General features: G+C 71.1%; 16 protein-coding genes and 1 pseudogene. 3 read left to right on the top strand and 14 right to left on the bottom strand.

All coding sequences use genetic code 11. The annotated features are described in order from the left end of the window. Positions 1–10 precede the first annotated feature (10 nt). From ACWGJO_RS28900 to arc, 11 genes and pseudogenes are all read right to left on the bottom strand, one after another. Complete coding sequence (locus tag ACWGJO_RS28900) at positions 11–985, bottom strand: helix-turn-helix transcriptional regulator (protein ID WP_387693008.1); 975 nt, start codon at positions 983–985, stop codon at positions 11–13. 177 nt (positions 986–1,162) lie between these two features. Next, positions 1,163–1,546 carry an FKBP-type peptidyl-prolyl cis-trans isomerase gene (locus tag ACWGJO_RS28895; RefSeq protein ID WP_359901163.1) on the bottom strand — a complete coding sequence of 128 codons (384 nt, stop codon included), beginning with the start codon at positions 1,544–1,546 and terminating at the stop codon, positions 1,163–1,165. Between the two features lie 163 nt (positions 1,547–1,709). Further along, the gene (locus ACWGJO_RS28890) at positions 1,710–3,026 is read right to left on the bottom strand and encodes an FKBP-type peptidyl-prolyl cis-trans isomerase (protein WP_452188146.1); all 1,317 of its coding nucleotides are present in this window, start codon (positions 3,024–3,026) and stop codon (positions 1,710–1,712) included. 203 nt (positions 3,027–3,229) lie between these two features. Then, the gene (locus tag ACWGJO_RS28885; protein WP_387693004.1) at positions 3,230–4,219 is read right to left on the bottom strand and encodes an FKBP-type peptidyl-prolyl cis-trans isomerase; all 990 of its coding nucleotides are present in this window, start codon (positions 4,217–4,219) and stop codon (positions 3,230–3,232) included. Between the two features lie 136 nt (positions 4,220–4,355). Continuing rightward, positions 4,356–5,717 carry a Pup--protein ligase gene (gene pafA, locus ACWGJO_RS28880; protein WP_387693002.1) on the bottom strand — a complete coding sequence of 454 codons (1,362 nt, stop codon included), beginning with the start codon at positions 5,715–5,717 and terminating at the stop codon, positions 4,356–4,358. Positions 5,718–5,838: 121 nt separating this feature from the next. Next, positions 5,839–6,594, bottom strand: a complete 756-nt coding sequence (prcA, locus tag ACWGJO_RS28875; RefSeq protein ID WP_452188144.1) for a proteasome subunit alpha — start codon at positions 6,592–6,594, stop codon at positions 5,839–5,841. Between the two features lie 31 nt (positions 6,595–6,625). Beyond that, positions 6,626–7,423, bottom strand: a complete 798-nt coding sequence (gene prcB / locus ACWGJO_RS28870) for a proteasome subunit beta (protein WP_380352913.1) — start codon at positions 7,421–7,423, stop codon at positions 6,626–6,628. Further along, positions 7,420–7,497: pseudogene (locus ACWGJO_RS28865) on the bottom strand (endonuclease VII domain-containing protein); the annotation flags it as partial. The pseudogene ACWGJO_RS28865 and the gene prcB, both read right to left, overlap by 4 nt. Before the next feature lie 133 nt (positions 7,498–7,630). Continuing rightward, positions 7,631–7,849, bottom strand: coding sequence for a ubiquitin-like protein Pup (locus tag ACWGJO_RS28860; RefSeq protein WP_188299085.1), 219 nt, complete (start codon positions 7,847–7,849; stop codon positions 7,631–7,633). Positions 7,850–8,023: 174 nt separating this feature from the next. Beyond that, complete coding sequence (gene dop, locus ACWGJO_RS28855) at positions 8,024–9,535, bottom strand: depupylase/deamidase Dop (protein WP_452188142.1); 1,512 nt, start codon at positions 9,533–9,535, stop codon at positions 8,024–8,026. A gap of 228 nt (positions 9,536–9,763) precedes the next feature. Continuing rightward, positions 9,764–11,530, bottom strand: coding sequence for a proteasome ATPase (gene arc, locus ACWGJO_RS28850; protein ID WP_452188140.1), 1,767 nt, complete (start codon positions 11,528–11,530; stop codon positions 9,764–9,766). A 286-nt stretch (positions 11,531–11,816) separates the two neighbouring features. Between arc and ACWGJO_RS28845 the strand changes: the two genes are divergently transcribed. Continuing rightward, positions 11,817–12,122: a ferredoxin gene (locus ACWGJO_RS28845; RefSeq protein WP_359901185.1), complete on the top strand. Its 306-nt coding sequence runs from the start codon at positions 11,817–11,819 to the stop codon at positions 12,120–12,122. Positions 12,123–12,178: 56 nt separating this feature from the next. On the opposite strand, the gene ACWGJO_RS28840 is transcribed toward ACWGJO_RS28845, so the two are convergent. From ACWGJO_RS28840 to ACWGJO_RS28830, 3 genes are all read right to left on the bottom strand, one after another. Continuing rightward, positions 12,179–12,844: a hypothetical protein gene (locus tag ACWGJO_RS28840; protein ID WP_452188138.1), complete on the bottom strand. Its 666-nt coding sequence runs from the start codon at positions 12,842–12,844 to the stop codon at positions 12,179–12,181. 85 nt (positions 12,845–12,929) lie between these two features. Next, positions 12,930–13,889 (bottom strand): tRNA (adenine-N1)-methyltransferase, encoded by a 960-nt coding sequence (locus ACWGJO_RS28835; protein WP_359901190.1) that lies wholly within the window; start codon positions 13,887–13,889, stop codon positions 12,930–12,932. A gap of 60 nt (positions 13,890–13,949) precedes the next feature. Continuing rightward, on the bottom strand, positions 13,950–15,161 hold the full coding sequence (locus ACWGJO_RS28830) for a site-2 protease family protein (RefSeq protein ID WP_452188135.1): 1,212 nt from the start codon (positions 15,159–15,161) through the stop codon (positions 13,950–13,952). Positions 15,162–15,327: 166 nt separating this feature from the next. Here ACWGJO_RS28830 and ACWGJO_RS28825 point away from each other — a divergent pair, with 166 nt between their 5' ends. After that, positions 15,328–16,227, top strand: coding sequence for a RecB family exonuclease (locus ACWGJO_RS28825; protein WP_387692994.1), 900 nt, complete (start codon positions 15,328–15,330; stop codon positions 16,225–16,227). Beyond that, on the top strand, positions 16,228–16,899 hold the full coding sequence (locus tag ACWGJO_RS28820) for a response regulator (RefSeq protein ID WP_452188133.1): 672 nt from the start codon (positions 16,228–16,230) through the stop codon (positions 16,897–16,899). It abuts the gene before it with no gap. Positions 16,900–16,943: the final 44 nt, after the last annotated feature.

Here is a 16,943-nt window from a genome sequence, read left to right as displayed (position 1 = left end):
ATGGCATTACTCACGGACGCTCTCCCTCGATACCCGCGACCGCCCGCAGCCGGTCGACCACATCCGCCCGCAGCTCCTCCGGCCCGAGCACCAGCACGTCCGGACCGAACTCCGCCAGGTCCGCGCCCAGCCCGTTGCCGTAAGGGATCTCCAGCTCGTCCCAGGCCTCGTCCACCCGGGTGCTGCCCAGCGCCTTGGTGCGCAGCGGGAAGCCGGCGCCCCGGCGGACCCGGACGGTCGCGGTGGCGGTGGCCCCCTCCCCCGCGAACTTCGCCACGGTGGCCCGGACGTCCACGTGCTCGGGCACGGTGCCGAGGAACGCCCCGGACCTCGCCTTCACCTTGCCGGTGATCCGGCTGAGCCGGAACACCCGGGCGTCGCCGCGGTCGCGGTCGTACCCGGCCAGGTACCAGTGCCCGCGCCAGCACTCCAGCGCCCACGGCTCGACGCTGCGCTGCTCGGCGGCGGCGGCGCCGGCCTTGCGGTACTCGAAGGCGACCGGACGGCGGTCCCGGGCGGCGGTGAGCAGCGGCTCGAACGCGGCCTCCCGGGCGGGAATGCGCGGCTCCAGGGCGGTGCGGCCCTCGGCCTCGGCGAACGGCACCCCGGCCGCGCGCAGCTTCTGCAGGGCGCCGCTGGCCGCACCGGACATCTTGGCCTGCTGCCACACCCGGGCGGCCAGGGTCAGCGCGGCCGCCTCCTCGGCGTCGAGGGCGATCTCGGGCAGCCGGTTGCGGTCGGCGCGGGCCAGGTAGCCGAGCTCGCCGTCCAGGGTGCTCTCGTCGACGTCGATCACCAGACCGAGCTCGCGCAGGTCGTCCTTGTCCCGCTCGAACATCCGGTTGAAGGCGTCCTCGCTGCCGTTCTGCCAGGCCTCGCGGTACGCCTCGATGGACTCCCGCAGCTCCTTCTTGGAGAGCGGACGTCGGGTGTTCATCAGGCACAGGGCGAGATTCATCAGCCGCTCTGCCTTCGCGATCGCCATCGCTGACCCTTCCGGTGTGCCGCGCCGAGCGCGGGGTGCGCCAACCGGGCGATCACCACCCGGCGGGACCGACCGTACCGGTAGCGGTACGCACCGCAAAAGCGGCGTCCCCGAACACCCCCGGACATGCCCGTGGGCCGGGCCCCCGGAGGGGTCCGGCCCACGGGCACGGCAGGCTCAGACGGCCAGCAGGTCGACCACGAAGATCAGGGTCGAGCCGGCCGGGATGAGCGGCGTCGGCGACTGGTTGCCGTACGCCAGGCGCGCCGGGATGGTCAGCTCGCGGCGGCCGCCGACCTTCATGCCGACGACGCCCTGGTCCCAGCCCTTGATGACGCGGCCGCCGCCCAGCGGGAAGCGGAACTCGTTGGGGCTCCGGTTCCAGCTCGCGTCGAACTCCTCGCCGGTCTCGAAGGTCACACCGACGTAGCGGACGCTGACGTTCTGACCCCGCTTGGCCTCCTCGCCGTCACCGACGACGATGTCGCGGATCTGCAGCTCCGTCGGGGCGTCGCCGATCGGGAAGTCGATCTCGGGCTTCTCGTTGAGGTTGACGCTCACAGTCCCTCTTCTCACATTCGCTCTGCTGTCACGACCAAGCGGCGGGCGCCCGCACCCGGTCCGTTCTTCCCGGACCACGGTACGGGCGCCCGCCGCCCGTCCGGGCCCGGCCACGCGGCCGGACCCGGAGGTCACACGTACACCATTGTCACCCGAAAGTGGATCAGCCCTGACCCGCGTCGAGGATGTCCACCACGAAGACCAGCGTCGCGCCGGGCGGGATGTCGCCCTGGCCCTTGTCGCCGTAGCCCAGCGAGGCGGGGATCACCAGCTCGACCCGGCTGCCGACGGTCTGGCCCTCCAGGCCCTGGTCCCAGCCCTGGATGACCTGGCCGCCGCCGACCGGGAAGGTGAACGCCTGGCCCTTGCTGAGCGAGGAGTCGAACACCTTGCCGCTGGAGAACAGCGCGCCGGTGTACTGGACGACGACCTTCTCGCCCTTCTCCACCTTCGGCCCGGTGCCCTTGATCAGGACGTGCGACTTCAGCTCGGTCGGGTCCTTCGCGCCGGCCACCGGGGTGATCTCGGCCGGCTTCTTGCCGTTGTCCTTGACCTGCGGGAAGTCCGCCGGCGGCGGGGTGACGGTTCCGCTCACCACGGCGTCGGGCGCGTTGGCGTTGCGGATGTCGATCACGAAGATCAGGTCGTCCTTGGCGCCGATCGACATGTCGGCCTTGCCCTGGGCGCCGAACGCGGCGGCCGGCGGGGCCACCACCAGCAGCCGGCTGCCGGCCTTCTTGCCGACCACGGCCTGGTCCAGGGCCGGGATCAGCGCGTCGGTGCCGGCCTGGAAGATCTGCGGCTTCCCGTCGGCGTCGTACGAGCTCGGGATGTCCTTGCCGGTGGTCCAGTCCTTGGCGGTGTAGTCCACCGAGGCCCAGGAGTTCTTCTCCACCTTGGCGCCGGTGCCCTCGGTGAGCACCTTGACGACGAAGGAGCCGTCGGAGGCCTCGCCCGGCACCTGGATCTCGGCCTTCTTGCCGAAGTCCCCGGCGACCGTCGGCAGCACCTTGGCGCTGTCCTTGATCGGCGGCACCGGTTCGGCGGTCGGCGTGGGCGGCGCGCTCTTGGTCGCGTCCGGCTTGGCCGCGGCGCTGTCCTTGGAGCCGTCCTTGTTCACCACGTAGAGCGTGATGCCGCTGCCGACCAGCAGCACGGCCAGCACCGTACCGAGGATCACGCCCAGCTTGCCGACACCGGGCGGGTTCTCGTCGTACCCGGCCTCCGAGCTGTCGCTCTTGCGCACGTTGGAGGCGAAGATCTGCGGGGCGTCGTCGTCCGTCCTGGTCCCGCCCGCGGGGCGCGGCGCGTCGCCGGGCTGTGCCCAGCCGGCCTGCTGCGCCAGGATCGCCGGGGGGACGACGATCGACTCGCGGTCCCCGCCGACCGGGCCGCCGGGACGGGAGGCGGCCGGGTCACCCGCAGAGCTGTCGTTCGCCGCGGTACCGGCCCCGCCCGGGCTCGGCGTCTTCTCAGTCATGACTCCCCATCCATCTCGCCACGAGGTCTTCCAGGTCTGCGTCCGGCGTGGGCACGCCGGCCTGCTGCCGCACCGCCCCGCCCGGACCTCGGCACCGGGCGGCGCCTGCCACAGTGCGTGGGCAGTATGACAGCTCAGGATGAGGGCGGACGCTTCGCTGTACGAGCGTCCGCCCAAGCGTACGGAATCCCCGGGGTGAGTTCCTAGACCGCTTCGAGAATGTCGATCACGAAGACCAGCGTCGAGTTCGCCGGCACCGAGCCCTGCGCCTTGTCCTGGTAGCCGAGCGCCGGCGGGACCACCAGCAGGACCCGGCTGCCGACGTTCTGCCCGACCAGGCCCTTGTCCCAGCCCTCGATCACGCTGCCGGTGCCGATCTGCACCGCCTGCGCGCCGCCGTGCGTCCAGGAGGAGTCGAACTGCTGGCCGTTGGCCCACAGCACCCCGGTGTACTGCACCACCAGGGTCTGCCCGCTCTTGACCTGCTTGCCCTCGCCCTTGATCAGCACCGCCTGCTGGAGGTCGGTGGGCGCGGCCTGCCCTTCCGGGATCGTGATCGTCACCGGCGCCTTGCCGTTGTCCTTGACCTGCGGCAGCGTCGCGGGCGGCTCGGTCATCGTCCCGGTGAGCGTGGAGTCCGGCGGCAGGCTCTCCATGATGTCCAGCACGAACACCACGGTGTCGCCCTTGCTGACGCCCAGCTGGCTGGAGCCCTGCTCGCCGAAGGCCGCCTCCGGCGGGGCCACCACCAGCAGCCGGGAGCCCACCTTCTTGCCGATCACGCTCTGGTCCAGCGCCGGCACCAGCTGCCCGCTGCCGGCCTGGTAGAGCTGCGGCTTGCCGTTGGCGTCGTACGAGCTCGGCAGGTCCTTGCCGGTGGTCCAGTCCTTGGCGGTGTAGTTGACCGTCACCCAGTCGCCCTTGTTGACGGTCGCCCGCTCACCCTCGATGACCGTGTTCACCACGAACTGGCCGCTGGGCTGCTGGCCCTCGGGAATGGTGATGGTGGCCTTGCTGCCGTATCCGCCACCCGAAAGAGTGGGCATCGGCGACGCCTCGGCGACCGGCGCGGGGACCGTCGGGGCGGCGCTCGCCGTGGACGGCGTCGCCGGGCCGGCCGCCTTGGGGGAACTGCTGCAGGCGACCGCGAGCAGCAACGGCAGGGTGAGAAGCAAACCGGCGGTGCGGCGCACGGTGGTCCTAACTGTCGGTCGAAGTCGGCTCTCCTGACTCGACGGACAGCGTATGCCCGGCACGCGTCCGGCCCCGGTAGACACCACCGGGGCCGGTCACCGCCTTGATCACAACGCCTCGATCACACCGCCTCCGCTACATCCCCGCGATCAGCTTCTCCACCCGCTCGTCCACCGAGCGGAACGGGTCCTTGCACAGCACCGTGCGCTGCGCCTGGTCGTTCAGCTTCAGGTGCACCCAGTCCACCGTGAAGTCCCGGCGCTGCTCCTGCGCCCGGCGGATGAAGTCCCCGCGCAGCCGGGCCCGGGTGGTCTGCGGCGGGATCGACTTGGCCTCGAAGGTCTTGAGGTCGGTGGTCACCCGCTGCGCCTGGCCCTTGCCCTGGAGCAGGTAGAACAGGCCGCGGCGGCGGTGGATGTCGTGGTACGCGAGGTCGATCTGGGCCACCCGCGGGTTGGACATGCTCATCCCGTGCTTCTCGCGGTAGCGCTCGATGAGCTTGTACTTCATGATCCAGTCGATCTCCTGGGCCACCCCGTCCAGCCGCTCGGTGCGGACGGCCTCCAGGGTGCGGCCCCACAGGTCCAGCACCCGGCCGACGGTGCCGGTGTTGATGCCCTTGCGGTCCGCGAACTCCAGGGCCTTCGTGTAGTACTCCTCCTGGATGTCCAGCGCGCTGGCCTCCCGGCCGTTGGCGAGCCGCACCTGGTGGGTGCCGGTGAGGTCGTGGCTGACCTCGCGGATCGCCCGGATCGGGTTCTCCAGGGTGAGGTCGCGCATCACCACGCCGGCCTCGATCAGCCGCAGCACCAGGTCGGTGGAGCCGACCTTGAGCAGCGTCGTGGTCTCGGACATGTTGGAGTCGCCGACGATCACGTGCAGCCGGCGGTAGCGCTCGGCGTCCGCGTGCGGCTCGTCCCGGGTGTTGATGATCGGGCGCGAACGGGTGGTGGCGGAGCTGACGCCCTCCCAGATGTGCTCGGCCCGCTGGCTGACGCAGTACACCGCGCCGCGCGGGGTCTGGAGCACCTTGCCCGCGCCGCAGATCAGCTGCCGGGTGACCAGAAACGGGATCAGCACGTCGGCGAGCCGGGAGAACTCGCCGTGCCGGGCCACGCAGTAGTTCTCGTGGCAGCCGTAGGAGTTCCCGGCCGAGTCGGTGTTGTTCTTGAAGAGGTAGACGTCCCCCGCGATGCCCTCCTCGTGCAGCCGCCGCTCGGCGTCCACCAGGAGGCCTTCGAGGATCCGCTCGCCGGCCTTGTCGTGCGTCACCAGCTCGACGACGTCGTCGCACTCGGGGGTGGCGTACTCGGGGTGGGAGCCGACGTCGAGGTAGAGGCGGGCGCCGTTGCGCAGGAAGACGTTGCTGCTTCGGCCCCAGGAGACGACCCGGCGGAACAGGTACCGCGCGACCTCGTCCGGCGACAGCCGCCGCTGCCCGCGGAACGTGCAGGTCACGCCGTACTCGTTCTCCAGCCCGAAAATCCGGCGGTCCATGAGCACTCCATTCTCTGTCGGAGCTGTCCGAAACCGCCTCCACGACGGCTGGGCCGCCGCAGGGGCACCGGAGTCCCGCACGACGGCGGCGGGGCCGCCGTACGGAACTCCACAGGTACTGCTACACCGGCGTGCCGTCCGCCGGGTTGTCGTCGTCGTCCGCCTCGGCGGACTGGTCCCCGTCGAGCAGCCGGCCCAGCTGGTTGCCCAGGATCCGCTTGAACTTGCGCTGCTGGAACCGCTGGCGGTCGAGGACCGCGACCTCCAGCTGTTCCGTCGTGAGGCTGCGCGGGCTGCCGCCGTTGGGGTCGCGGGCGAGCGAGTCCACCGCGACCTTCACCGCCTCGGTGAGGCTCAGGCCGGCCCGGTGGCGCTGGCCCAGGTAGTTGCCGATCGAGTCGGCGTTGCCGCCGACCACCACGTAGTTCTTCTCGTCCACGACCGAGCCGTCCGGCGTGAGCCGGTAGATCTGGTCGTTGTCGGAGCTGCGGCCGACCTCGGCCACGATCAGCTCGACCTCGTACGGCTTCTCGCCGACCGAGGAGAAGATGGTGCCCAGGGTCTGGGCGTACACGTTGGCCAGGCCCCGGGCCGTGACGTCGGCCCGGTCGTAGGAGTAGCCGCGCAGATCGGCGTAGCGGACGCCGCCGATGCGCAGGTTCTCGAACTCGTTGTAGCGGCCGACCGCCGCGAAGGCGATCTTGTCGTAGATCTCGGAGACCTTGTGGAGCGCCCTGGAGGTGTTCTCCGCGACGAAGACGATGCCGTCGGCGTAGGTGAGCACGACCACGCTGCGGCCGCGCGCGATGCCCTTGCGGGCGTACTCCGCGCGGTCCGCCATGGCCTGCTGGGGTGAGACGTAGAACGGTGTCGACACCGGCGGTCGTCCCTTTCCTGTGAGGTGGTGGCTAGATCAGCGGGGCCTGCGGGCCGTTGGGCCGGGCCAGGCGCTCGTCGGTGATGGCGACGGCGACCTCCGTGACCTCCGCCTCGGTGAGTCGGCGGAAGCCGTCCTCGGTGATCAGCGAGACGATCGGGAAGATCTTGCGGGCGAGGTCCGGGCCGCCGGTGGCGGAGTCGTCGTCGGCCGCGTCGTACAGCGCCTGGACGACCATGGTGACGGCCTGGTCGGCCGTCAGCCCCTCGCTGTAGAGCTTCTTCATCGAGCCGCGCGCGAAGACCGAGCCGGAGCCGGTGGCGGTGAAGCCGCGCTCCTCGGACCGCCCGCCGGTGACGTCGTAGTTGAAGATCCGGCCGCGGCCGAGGTCCAGGTCGTACCCGGCGAACAGCGGCACCACCGCGAGGCCCTGCATCGCCATGCCCAGGTTGCCCCGGATCATGGTGGTGAGCCGGTTGGCCTTGCCCTCCAGGGAGAGCGTGGTGCCCTCGATCTTCTCGTAGTGCTCCAGCTCCAGTTGGAACAGCCGGACCATCTCGATCGCGAGGCCCGCGGTGCCGGCCACGCCGACCGCGCTGAACTCGTCGGCCGGGAACACCTTCTCCATGTCGCGCTGGGCGATCACGTTGCCCATCGTGGCCCGGCGGTCACCCGCGATCACCACGCCGCCGTCGAAGGTCGCGGCCACGATCGTGGTCCCGTGCGGGGCCTCGACCACGGCGCCCTCGGGGAGCCCGCGGCGACCGGGGACCAGCTCCGGCTTGTGCTCGGCGAGGAAGTCGATGAACGAGGACGACCCCGGGGTCAGGAAGGCAGCCGGTAGACGCCCGGTGCCACGAGTGTTGGCTTCCACACGATTCCTTCCAGGTAGCTTGAAGCGCGCGCTGCCCGCACCCTACCCGCCCGACGATCACTGTCCACGGGTGGAGGGGCCGGTGCCGGACGGCCGGGCGGTGCTCGCCGCCCGGCCGCCCCGGACGGTCGCGACCGTGAATTCGGAATGCCCGGGTGCGGGCTATTGCCCGCCCTTCTGGACGAATCCGCGCACGAAATCCTCGGCATTCGACTCGAGGACCTCGTCGATTTCGTCCAGCACCGCGTCGACGTCGTCGCTCAGCTTTTCCTGGCGCTCCTTGAGGTCGTCGGAATTCTGGCTTTCCGCGGCCTGCTCCTCGACCTCCTCGGAGGAACGGTTTGCCCGCTGCTGGCCGCCGCCGGTGTCCTTGCTCGCCATTTCCCTCACCCCGCTCGATTCGTCTGGCACGGTTCGGTCGTTGCTTGCTGCACCGACCCTATACACAAGGTGCGACTGCCGCTCCCGGTTTGCCGGTGGCGCTTCCTGTCCAACACCCGCTGCCACCCCGGATGATTCCCATTCGGCGGACGTTCACCCATGGTGATCGAAAAGTTACCCGCCGGCCAGCACCCGGAGCAGGTCCTCGGCCGTGCGGCAGCGGTCCAGCAGCTCCTTGACGTGGTTGCGGGTGCCGCGCAGCGGTTCCAGGGTGGGGACGCGCTGCAACGAGTCCCGGCCCGGCAGGTCGAAGATCACCGAGTCCCAGGAGGCCGCCGCGACGTGGTCCGCGTACTGCTCCAGACAGCGACCGCGGAAGTACGCCCTGGTGTCCTCCGGCGGCTTGGAGACGGCCCGCTCGACCTCGTCCTCGGTGACCAGCCGCTCGAACCGCCCGCGGGCCACCAGACGGTTGTAGAGGCCCTTCTCGGGCCGTACGTCGCTGTACTGGAGGTCGACCAGGTGCAGCCGCGGGTTGTCCCACTCCAGGGCGTCCCGGCTGCGGTAGCCCTCCAGGATCTCCCGCTTGGCGATCCAGTCCAGCTGCCGGGACAGCGACATCGGGTCGCGCTCCAGCCGGCCCAGGACGTCCTCCCAGCGCGCCAGCACGTCCACCGTCTGCTCGTCCGCGTCGGTGCCGAAGCGGTCCTCCACGTACTTGCGGGCCAGCTCGAAGTACTCCAGCTGGAGCTGGACGGCGGTGAGCCGGCGCCCGTTGCGCAGGGTGATCAGGTGCTTGAGCGTCGGGTCGTGGGAGACCCGGTGCAGGGTGCGCACCGGCTGGTCCACCGCGAGGTCGGCGGCGATGAAGGAGTCCTCGATCATCGACAGGACCAGCGAGGTGGTGCCCAGCTTGAGGTAGGTGGAGATCTCGGAGAGGTTGGCGTCCCCGATGATCACGTGCAGTCGGCGGTACTTCTCGGCGTCGGCGTGCGGCTCGTCCCGGGTGTTGATGATCGGGCGCTTGAGCGTCGTCTCCAGGCCCACCTCGACCTCGAAGTAATCCGCCCGCTGGCTGATCTGGAAGCCGTGCGCGGAGCCGTCCTGGCCGATGCCGACGCGGCCGGCGCCGGTGACCACCTGGCGGGAGACGAAGAACGGGGTGAGGTGGCGGACGATGTCGGCGAACGGTGTCGCCCGCTTCATCAGGTAGTTCTCGTGGGTGCCGTAGGAGGCGCCCTTGTTGTCGGTGTTGTTCTTGTAGAGGCGGATGGTCTGCCCGTTGGGCAGTTCCAGCGCGCGTTGTGCCGCGGCCGCCATGATCCGCTCGCCGGCCTTGTCCCAGAGCACGGCGTCACGCGGGTTGGTCACCTCGGGCGAGCTGTACTCGGGGTGCGCGTGGTCCACGTAGAACCGGGCCCCGTTGGTGAGGATGACGTTGGCGAGGCCGATGTCCTCGTCTGTCAGCTGGCTGGCGTCCGCGACCTCGCGGGCCAGGTCGAACCCCCGTGCGTCGCGCAGCGGATTCTCCTCCTCGAAGTCCCAGCGGGCCCGCCGTGCCCGGTGCATCGCCGCCGCGTACGCGTTGACGATCTGGGACGAGGTGAGCATGGCGTTGGCGTTGGGGTGCCCGGGCACGGAGATCCCGTACTCGGTCTCGATGCCCATCACGCGCCGTACGGTCATGCGGCCCTCCTTGCCCGGTGCACCGCCCCCGACGGGCGGAGCACTCTGACGTACCGCCGAACAACACCGACGCCGGGCCTCTGCCCGCGGACGGTGGGTCGAGCCTAGAACCCGGCGCCGAGCGGCGGGCCCGGAGACGCGCCGTCCGGCTGCGGGGCCGCGAGGCGCCACAGCCGGACGGTGTGCGTACAGCTCCGGGGACCGCTGCCGGCCCGGACAACCGCGTGCTTACAGGTACTGCCCCGTGTTGGCGACAGTGTCGATCGAGCGGCCGGACTCGGCGCCCTGCTTGCCGGTGACCAGCGTGCGGATGAAGACGATCCGCTCGCCCTTCTTGCCGGAGATGCGGGCCCAGTCGTCCGGGTTGGTGGTGTTCGGGAGGTCCTCGTTCTCCTTGAACTCGTCCACGCAGGCGGCGAGCAGGTGGGAGACGCGCAGACCGCGCTGACCGTGGTCGAGGAAGTCCTTGATGGCCATCTTCTTCGCGCGGTCGACGATGTTCTGGATCATCGCGCCGGAGTTGAAGTCCTTGAAGTACAGGACCTCTTTGTCACCGTTGGCGTAGGTGACCTCCAGGAAGCGGTTCTCCTCGGTCTCGGAGTACATCCGCTCCACCACCGACTGGATCATCGCGGCCACCGTGGCCCCCACGGAGCTGTCGTGCTCCTTGAGGTCGTCCGGGTGGAACGGCAGCGAGTCCTTGAGGTACTTGGAGAAGATGTCCTTCGCGGCCTCGGCGTCCGGGCGCTCGATCTTGATCTTGACGTCCAGGCGGCCGGGCCGCAGGATCGCCGGGTCGATCATGTCCTCGCGGTTGGAGGCGCCGATGACGATGACGTTCTCCAGGCCCTCCACGCCGTCGATCTCGGCGAGCAGCTGCGGGACGATGGTGTTCTCCACGTCCGAGCTGACGCCGGAGCCGCGGGTGCGGAACAGCGACTCCATCTCGTCGAAGAAGACGATGACGGGCGTGCCCTCGCCCGCCTTCTCCCGGGCCCGCTGGAAGACCAGGCGGATCTGCCGCTCGGTCTCGCCCACGTACTTGTTGAGCAGCTCGGGGCCCTTGATGTTGAGGAAGTAGCTCTTCCCCTGGGGGCGGCCGGTGACCTCGGCGACCTTCTTGGCCAGCGAGTTGGCGACCGCCTTGGCGATCAGCGTCTTGCCGCAGCCGGGCGGGCCGTAGAGCAGCACGCCCTTGGGCGGGCGCAGCTCGTACTCCTTGAAGAGGTCGGCGTGCAGGTAGGGCAGCTCGACCGCGTCGCGGATCTGCTCGATCTGGTTGCTCAGACCGCCGATCTGGCGGTAGTCGATGTCCGGGACCTCCTCGAGGACCAGTTCCTCGACCTCGGACTTCGGGACGACCTCGAAGACGTAGCCGGAGCGGGGCTCCAGCAGCAGGGCGTCCCCGGACCGGATGGTCAGCCCACGCAGCGGTTCGGCGAGGCGCACCACCCGCTCCTCGTCGGTGTGCCCCAGCACCAGGGCGCGCTCGCCGTCCTCCAGGAGCTCCTTGAGGGTGACGATCTCGCCGATGCTCTCGAAGGCCATCGCGTCCACGATGTTGAGGGCCTCGTTGAGCATCACTTCCTGGCCGCGCCGCACCTCGTCGAGGGCGACGCTCGGGCTGACGTTCACGCGGAGCTTGCGCCCGCCGGTGAAGATGTCCGCGGTGCCGTCCTCGTTCGCGTCGAGGAAGGTGCCGAAGCCGGCCGGGGGCTGTGCCAGCCGGTCCACTTCCTCCTTGAGGGCCACGATCTGGTCGCGGGCCTCTCGCAGGGTGGAGGCGAGCCGTTCGTTCTGGGCGGTCACGCCCGCCAGGTTGGTCTGGAGCTCGACGATCCGCTCTTCGAGGATCCTCGAATTGCGCGGCGAGTCGGCGAGCTTGCGGCGCAACACGGCGATTTCCTGCTCAAGGTACGAGACCTGAGCGGCCTCGTCGGAACCACGAGCGGGCCTGCCGGTGCTGCGGTTGTAGTCGTCATCGTGGGCTGCCACGGTCCTCACCTCCTCCGGGGAGCTGGACGCTTCCAGACCCTACCTGGGACCAGGGGTCCGTAAACCCCTAGATCAAGAAAGATGGAACGGGCGTGTCCGATCTTCGCCCCAGCGTGCTTCCCCTCTGCTAAGGGGGATACCCACCGCGCACCACCCAAAGCGGGCCAGATGTATCGTCGAGCGAAGTGATATCCGATCGCGACCACAAGTCGAGGTCCGATCGTTGTACGAATGGCGGGATTGCTCCAGGAATAGGGGCGACCCGGGACAGAAACGGCAGGGGACCATGTCGGTGACCGAGCAGACGGCAGCAGCGGCCGAAGAGCTGGAGGTGTGGATCGACCAGGATCTGTGCACCGGCGACGGCATCTGCGTGCAGTACGCGCCCGAGGTCTTCGAGCTCGACATCGACGGGCTGGCCTATGTGAAGGGGCCGGACGACGAGCTGCGCCAGCAGCCCGGGGAGACCGCCCCGGTGTCGCTGACGATCCTTCAGGACGTGGTGGACTCGGCGAAGGAGTGCCCCGGCGACTGCATCCACGTGCGCCGGGTCGCCGACCGGGTCGAGGTGTACGGGCCGGACGCGGAGTAGCCGGCCCGCGGAGTGGCCGGCCCGCGGATCAGCGGGTCCGCGCGGTGGTCGGTCCGTCACACGGCGGAGACCGGGGCGGCGGTCTGGGAGCGTTCCCAGCCGCCGCCCCTGTGCGTCCAGGTGAGGTCGACCGAGATGTCGGGCCGGAACCGCGGCACGTCCTCGCTCGAATACCCCTGCGCGTGGCCGGTGATGGCGCCGTCCGAACGCACCGCGATCCGGCTCACGGTGAGGTTCTCGCGCTCGGGCAGCAGCGTGGCCACCACCTCCGGGCGCCCGCCCGGGCCGAAGCCGAGCAGCAGGACGGCGTCCGGCGGGGTGCCGGTCTCGGTGGCGCAGTGCGCGGTGACCACCGTGGCGGGGCGCCCGTCGCCGAGCCGCGCGGACACGCTGAGCGCCGTCTTGACCGGGAACGGGCCGCAGTCCAACGGGAGTTGGACCTGGGCCGGGTCGGGGCCGGCGCTCACCGCGAGGGACGTGGGCACGGGGTGCGCGGGCACCGGGGTGCCGGTCGCCGGGGAGGCGGCCAGCGCGGCCCCCACCACCGCGCCGCAGCCGGCCAGGGCGACGGCCCAGTGCCAGGGGGCGGTGCGCGCGTGCCCGGGCCCGGAGCGGCTCCGCGGCGTCCGCTGTCCAGCCGTCGCCGTCGTCGTCGTCCCGACCGCGGTCTCCACCAGGCGTCCCCTCCAGAGCTCCAGGAGCTGGTCTGCGTGCGCGAGCATCGTCCCACACCGTGATCGACGGGATGCGAAAGGGGTGGTACGAGCGGTGTGCTCGTACCACCCCTTTCGCGGTGGGTTTCGGGGCTCAGCCCAGGTCGGGCTGCTCCGTCTCCGTGTCGCGGGCGGCCTTGCGGGCGGCGGCGCGCTCCTGGAGGGTGGGCTCGGGCGCCCCGTTGTCGTAGTCCTCGCCGTACGCGCCCTTGGCCGGACGGCGGCGGCGCAGCGGCGGCTCCACACCGTCCGCCAGGCGGCGGGCGGTGAGCAGGAAGCCGGTGTGGCCGATCATCCGGTGGTCCGGGCGGACCGCCAGACCCTCCAGGTGCCAGGTGCGGACCATGGTCTCCCAGGCCTGCGGCTCGGTGAAGGTGCCGTGGTCGCGCAGCGCCTCGACGGTCCTGGACATCTGCGTGGTGGTGGCCACGTAGCAGCAGATGAGGCCGCCGGGGACGAGCGCCTCGGAGGCGACGTCCAGGCACTCCCAGGGGGCCAGCATGTCGAGGATGACGCGGTCGACGTCGGTCTCGACCAGGTTGTCCTGGAGGTCGCCGACGGTGAGCTTCCACGCCGGGTGCGGGCCGCCGAAGTAGCGCTCGACGTTCCCCTGGGCGATGTCGGCGAAGTCCTGCCGGCGCTCGTAGGAGGCCAGCATGCCGTGCTCGCCGACGGCGCGCAGCAGGTACATGCTGAGCGCGCCGGATCCGACGCCGGCCTCGATCACGCGGGCACCCGCGAAGATGTCGGCCATGGCCAGGATCTGGCCGGCGTCCTTGGGGTAGATCACGGCGGCGCCGCGCGGCATGGACAGGACGTAGTCGGGGAGCAGGGGACGCAGCGCGAGGTACGGGACGTTCCCCGTGGTGCGCACGACCGTGCCCTCGGGAGCGCCGATCAGCTCGTCATGCGGGAACGCACCCTTGTGGGTGTGGAACTGGTTCCCGGCCTGGAGCGTGAACGTGTAGTGGCGACCCTTGGGATCGGTCAGCTGGACCTGGTCCCCGACCTGGAAGGGCCCGCGTCTGCGGGCGGCACCGGTCGGTTCGGACATGCCGACAATCCTAAGGGAAGCGGAGCCTCCCGCCCTACCACCATGATCAGCGGCCGTCGGTCAGCGGCCGGAGACGGCGGCGGTCAGCCGCTGCTCGATGTCGCTGAGCGAGGCGACGCCGTACACCCGGCCGTCCGCCTCGACCACCAGGTACTCCCCCGCCGGGGTGGCCTGGACGGCCCGCAGCAGGTCCTCGCCGCCGAGGTCGGCGCTCAGCCGCATCCCGGGTTCGAGGTCGCGGGCGAGCGGTCCGACGGCGACCCAGGGGCGGCGGTGCTCGGGCACCGACCGGACGGCGGCCTCGCGCACGAGGGCGATCGGCTCGCCCCGGCCGTCCACCACGATCACCGCGCCGGCCCGGGCCTCGCGGGCGCGGCGCAGCGCCTCGCCCAGCGGGGTGTCGGCGGTGACCTCGACGGCCCGCCGGGCCAGCTCGCGCAGCCGCAGGCCGGGCAGCACTTCCTTGAGCCGGGCGTTGCGCAGGCTGCCGGTGGCACCGTTCCAGATGATCGCGGCGAGCACCGCGGCCAGCAGGGCGTCCACCAGGGTGTCGGTGGTGGTGCGCTCGACCCCGCGGGCGGCGCTCAGCAGCGGCAGTCCGATCAGCACCGCGACGGCCAGCCCGCGGCCGACCCAGGCGGCGGCCACCGTGCCGGTCATCGGCTTGCCGCTGATCGCCCACACGACCGCGCGCAGCATCCGGCCACCGTCCAGCGGCAGGCCGGGCAGCAGGTTGAAGGCGGCGACCACCAGGTTGGAGATCATCAGGCCGGTGAGCAGCACCCCGGGCACGGTGGAGAGCTCCACCGCCCGCACCCCGAGGTAGAACAGGCCGCCGAGCAGCAGCGAGAGCAGCGGGCCGACGAAGGCCAGCCAGAACTCCCGCCAGGGGCTCTCCGCCTCGTTCTCGATCTCGGAGACCCCGCCGAAGAACTGCAGCTGGATCCGCCGCACCCCGAGCTTGTAGCGCAGCGCGACCAGGGTGTGGGCGAGCTCGTGCACCAGGACGGAAGCGTAGAAGGCGACCGCGAAGAAGAACGCGACCAGGTAGCGGGCGCCGCCGAGGTCGGGCAGGACGTCGCCCAGCTGTCCGCCGAACACCCAGGTGATCAGTGCGGCGATGGCGAACCAGGACGGGGTGACGTAGACGGGCACGCCGAAGGGCCGGCCCATCAGGATGCCGCCGCGGCGCTCGGGCGGCGCCCCGGCCGGGCGCCCGTCGCCCGCCCGCGGTGGCCGGTCGGAGGGCCGCTGCCCCCTGCTGTCGCTCACCGTGATCCCTTCGGTCGTCTCCCCCGTCGTGCCCGGTACGCCCACGCTACGTGATCGCCGCCCTCCAGCGCCGCGCGGCCCTCCCGCCGGCGTCATACCCACTCCCGCGCGTCTGTGGCAGCACCGTGGCAGCGGGATGACAGGAAAGGGCAATAGGGTCGTAGCCATGCAGCACACCGAGACCAGCAGTGCCGCCGTGCGTCCGGCGGCACCCCCGACCGGGCTCTCCCCGTCCCGAGCGGGGGACTTCCTCACCTGTCCCCTGCTGTACCGGCTGCGGGTGATCGACCGGCTGCCGGAGCCTCCGAGTTCGGCGGCGACCCGGGGCACGCTGGTGCACGCGGTGCTGGAGAGGCTGTTCGACAGCCCGGCGGCCGAGCGGACGCCGGAGCGGGCGCTGGGCCTGCTGCGCCCGCAGTGGGAGCGGCTGCTGGGCGAGCGCCCGGAGCTGGGGACGCTGTTCCCGGAGGACCCGGACGGCGCGGCGCTCACCCGCTGGCTGGCGGACGCCGAGAAGCTGGTCGGCCAGTGGTTCCGGCTGGAGGACCCGACCCGGCTGCACCCGGTGGAGCGGGAGCTCTACGTGGAGACGGCCCTGGGTTCGGGGCTGCTGCTGCGCGGCTACATCGACCGGGTGGACGTCGCCCCGACCGGTGAGGTCCGGCTGGTGGACTACAAGACCGGCCGGGCGCCCTCGCGGGACTTCGAGGGCAAGGCGATGTTCCAGATGAAGTTCTACGCCCTGGTGGTGTGGCGCTGGAAGGGCGTGATCCCCAAGCGCCTCCAGCTGGTCTACCTCGGCGGCGGCGGGGACGTGGTCAGCTACGACCCGGACGAGGCCGACCTGCTCGCGGTGGAGCGCAAGCTCCAGGCGCTGTGGGAACGGATCGGCCACGCGGTGGCCACCGGGGACTTCCCGGCCACCCGCAACCGCCTCTGCGACTGGTGCGACCACCAGGCCAGCTGCCCGGAGTTCGGCGGCACCCCGCCGCCGTACCCGCTGCCGCTGGCGCGTACGTCGGATGAAAGCGATCCCACGGGGGATCCGATGAGCAAGGAGTCCTAGGTGACGATCCGAGTGCTGCTGGTCGACGACCAGCCGCTGCTGCGCACCGGTTTCCGGATGATCCTGGAGGCCGAGTCCGATCTCGTGGTGGTCGGCGAGGCCGGCGACGGCCAGCAGGCGCTGGACCAGGTGCGGGCGCTGCAGCCCGACGTGGTGCTGATGGACATCCGGATGCCCAGGATGGACGGCGTCGAGGCGACCCGCCGGATCGCCGGCCCGGGGCGGGACGGCCCGGCCAAGGTGCTGGTGCTGACCACCTTCGACCTGGACGAGTACGTGGTGGAGGCGCTGCGCGCGGGCGCCAGCGGCTTCCTGCTGAAGGACGTCCCGGCCGAGGAGCTGGTGCAGGCGATCCGGGTGGTCGCGGACGGCGCGGCGATGCTGGCGCCGAGCATCACCCGCCGGCTGCTGGACATGTACGCCACCAAGCTGCCCTCGGGCGACGAGGCGCCGCCGCAGGCGCTGAGCGCGCTGACCGAGCGCGAGCTGGAGGTGCTGAAGCTGGTGGCGCGCGGGCTGTCGAACGCGGAGGTCGCGGCCGAGCTGTTCGTCAGCGAGACCACGGTGAAGACGCACGTGGGCCATGTGCTGACCAAGCTGCAGCTGCGCGACCGGGTCCAGGCGGCCGTGTACGCGTACGAGAGCGGGCTGGTGCGCCCGGGCGCCCTGTAGGGGCGGCGGCGGCCGCCCGCGGCCGCTGAAACGTCACGGCCGGC

Source organism: Kitasatospora sp. NPDC054795, from assembly GCF_053611565.1.
This window is presented reverse-complemented; position numbering and strand designations above follow the sequence as displayed.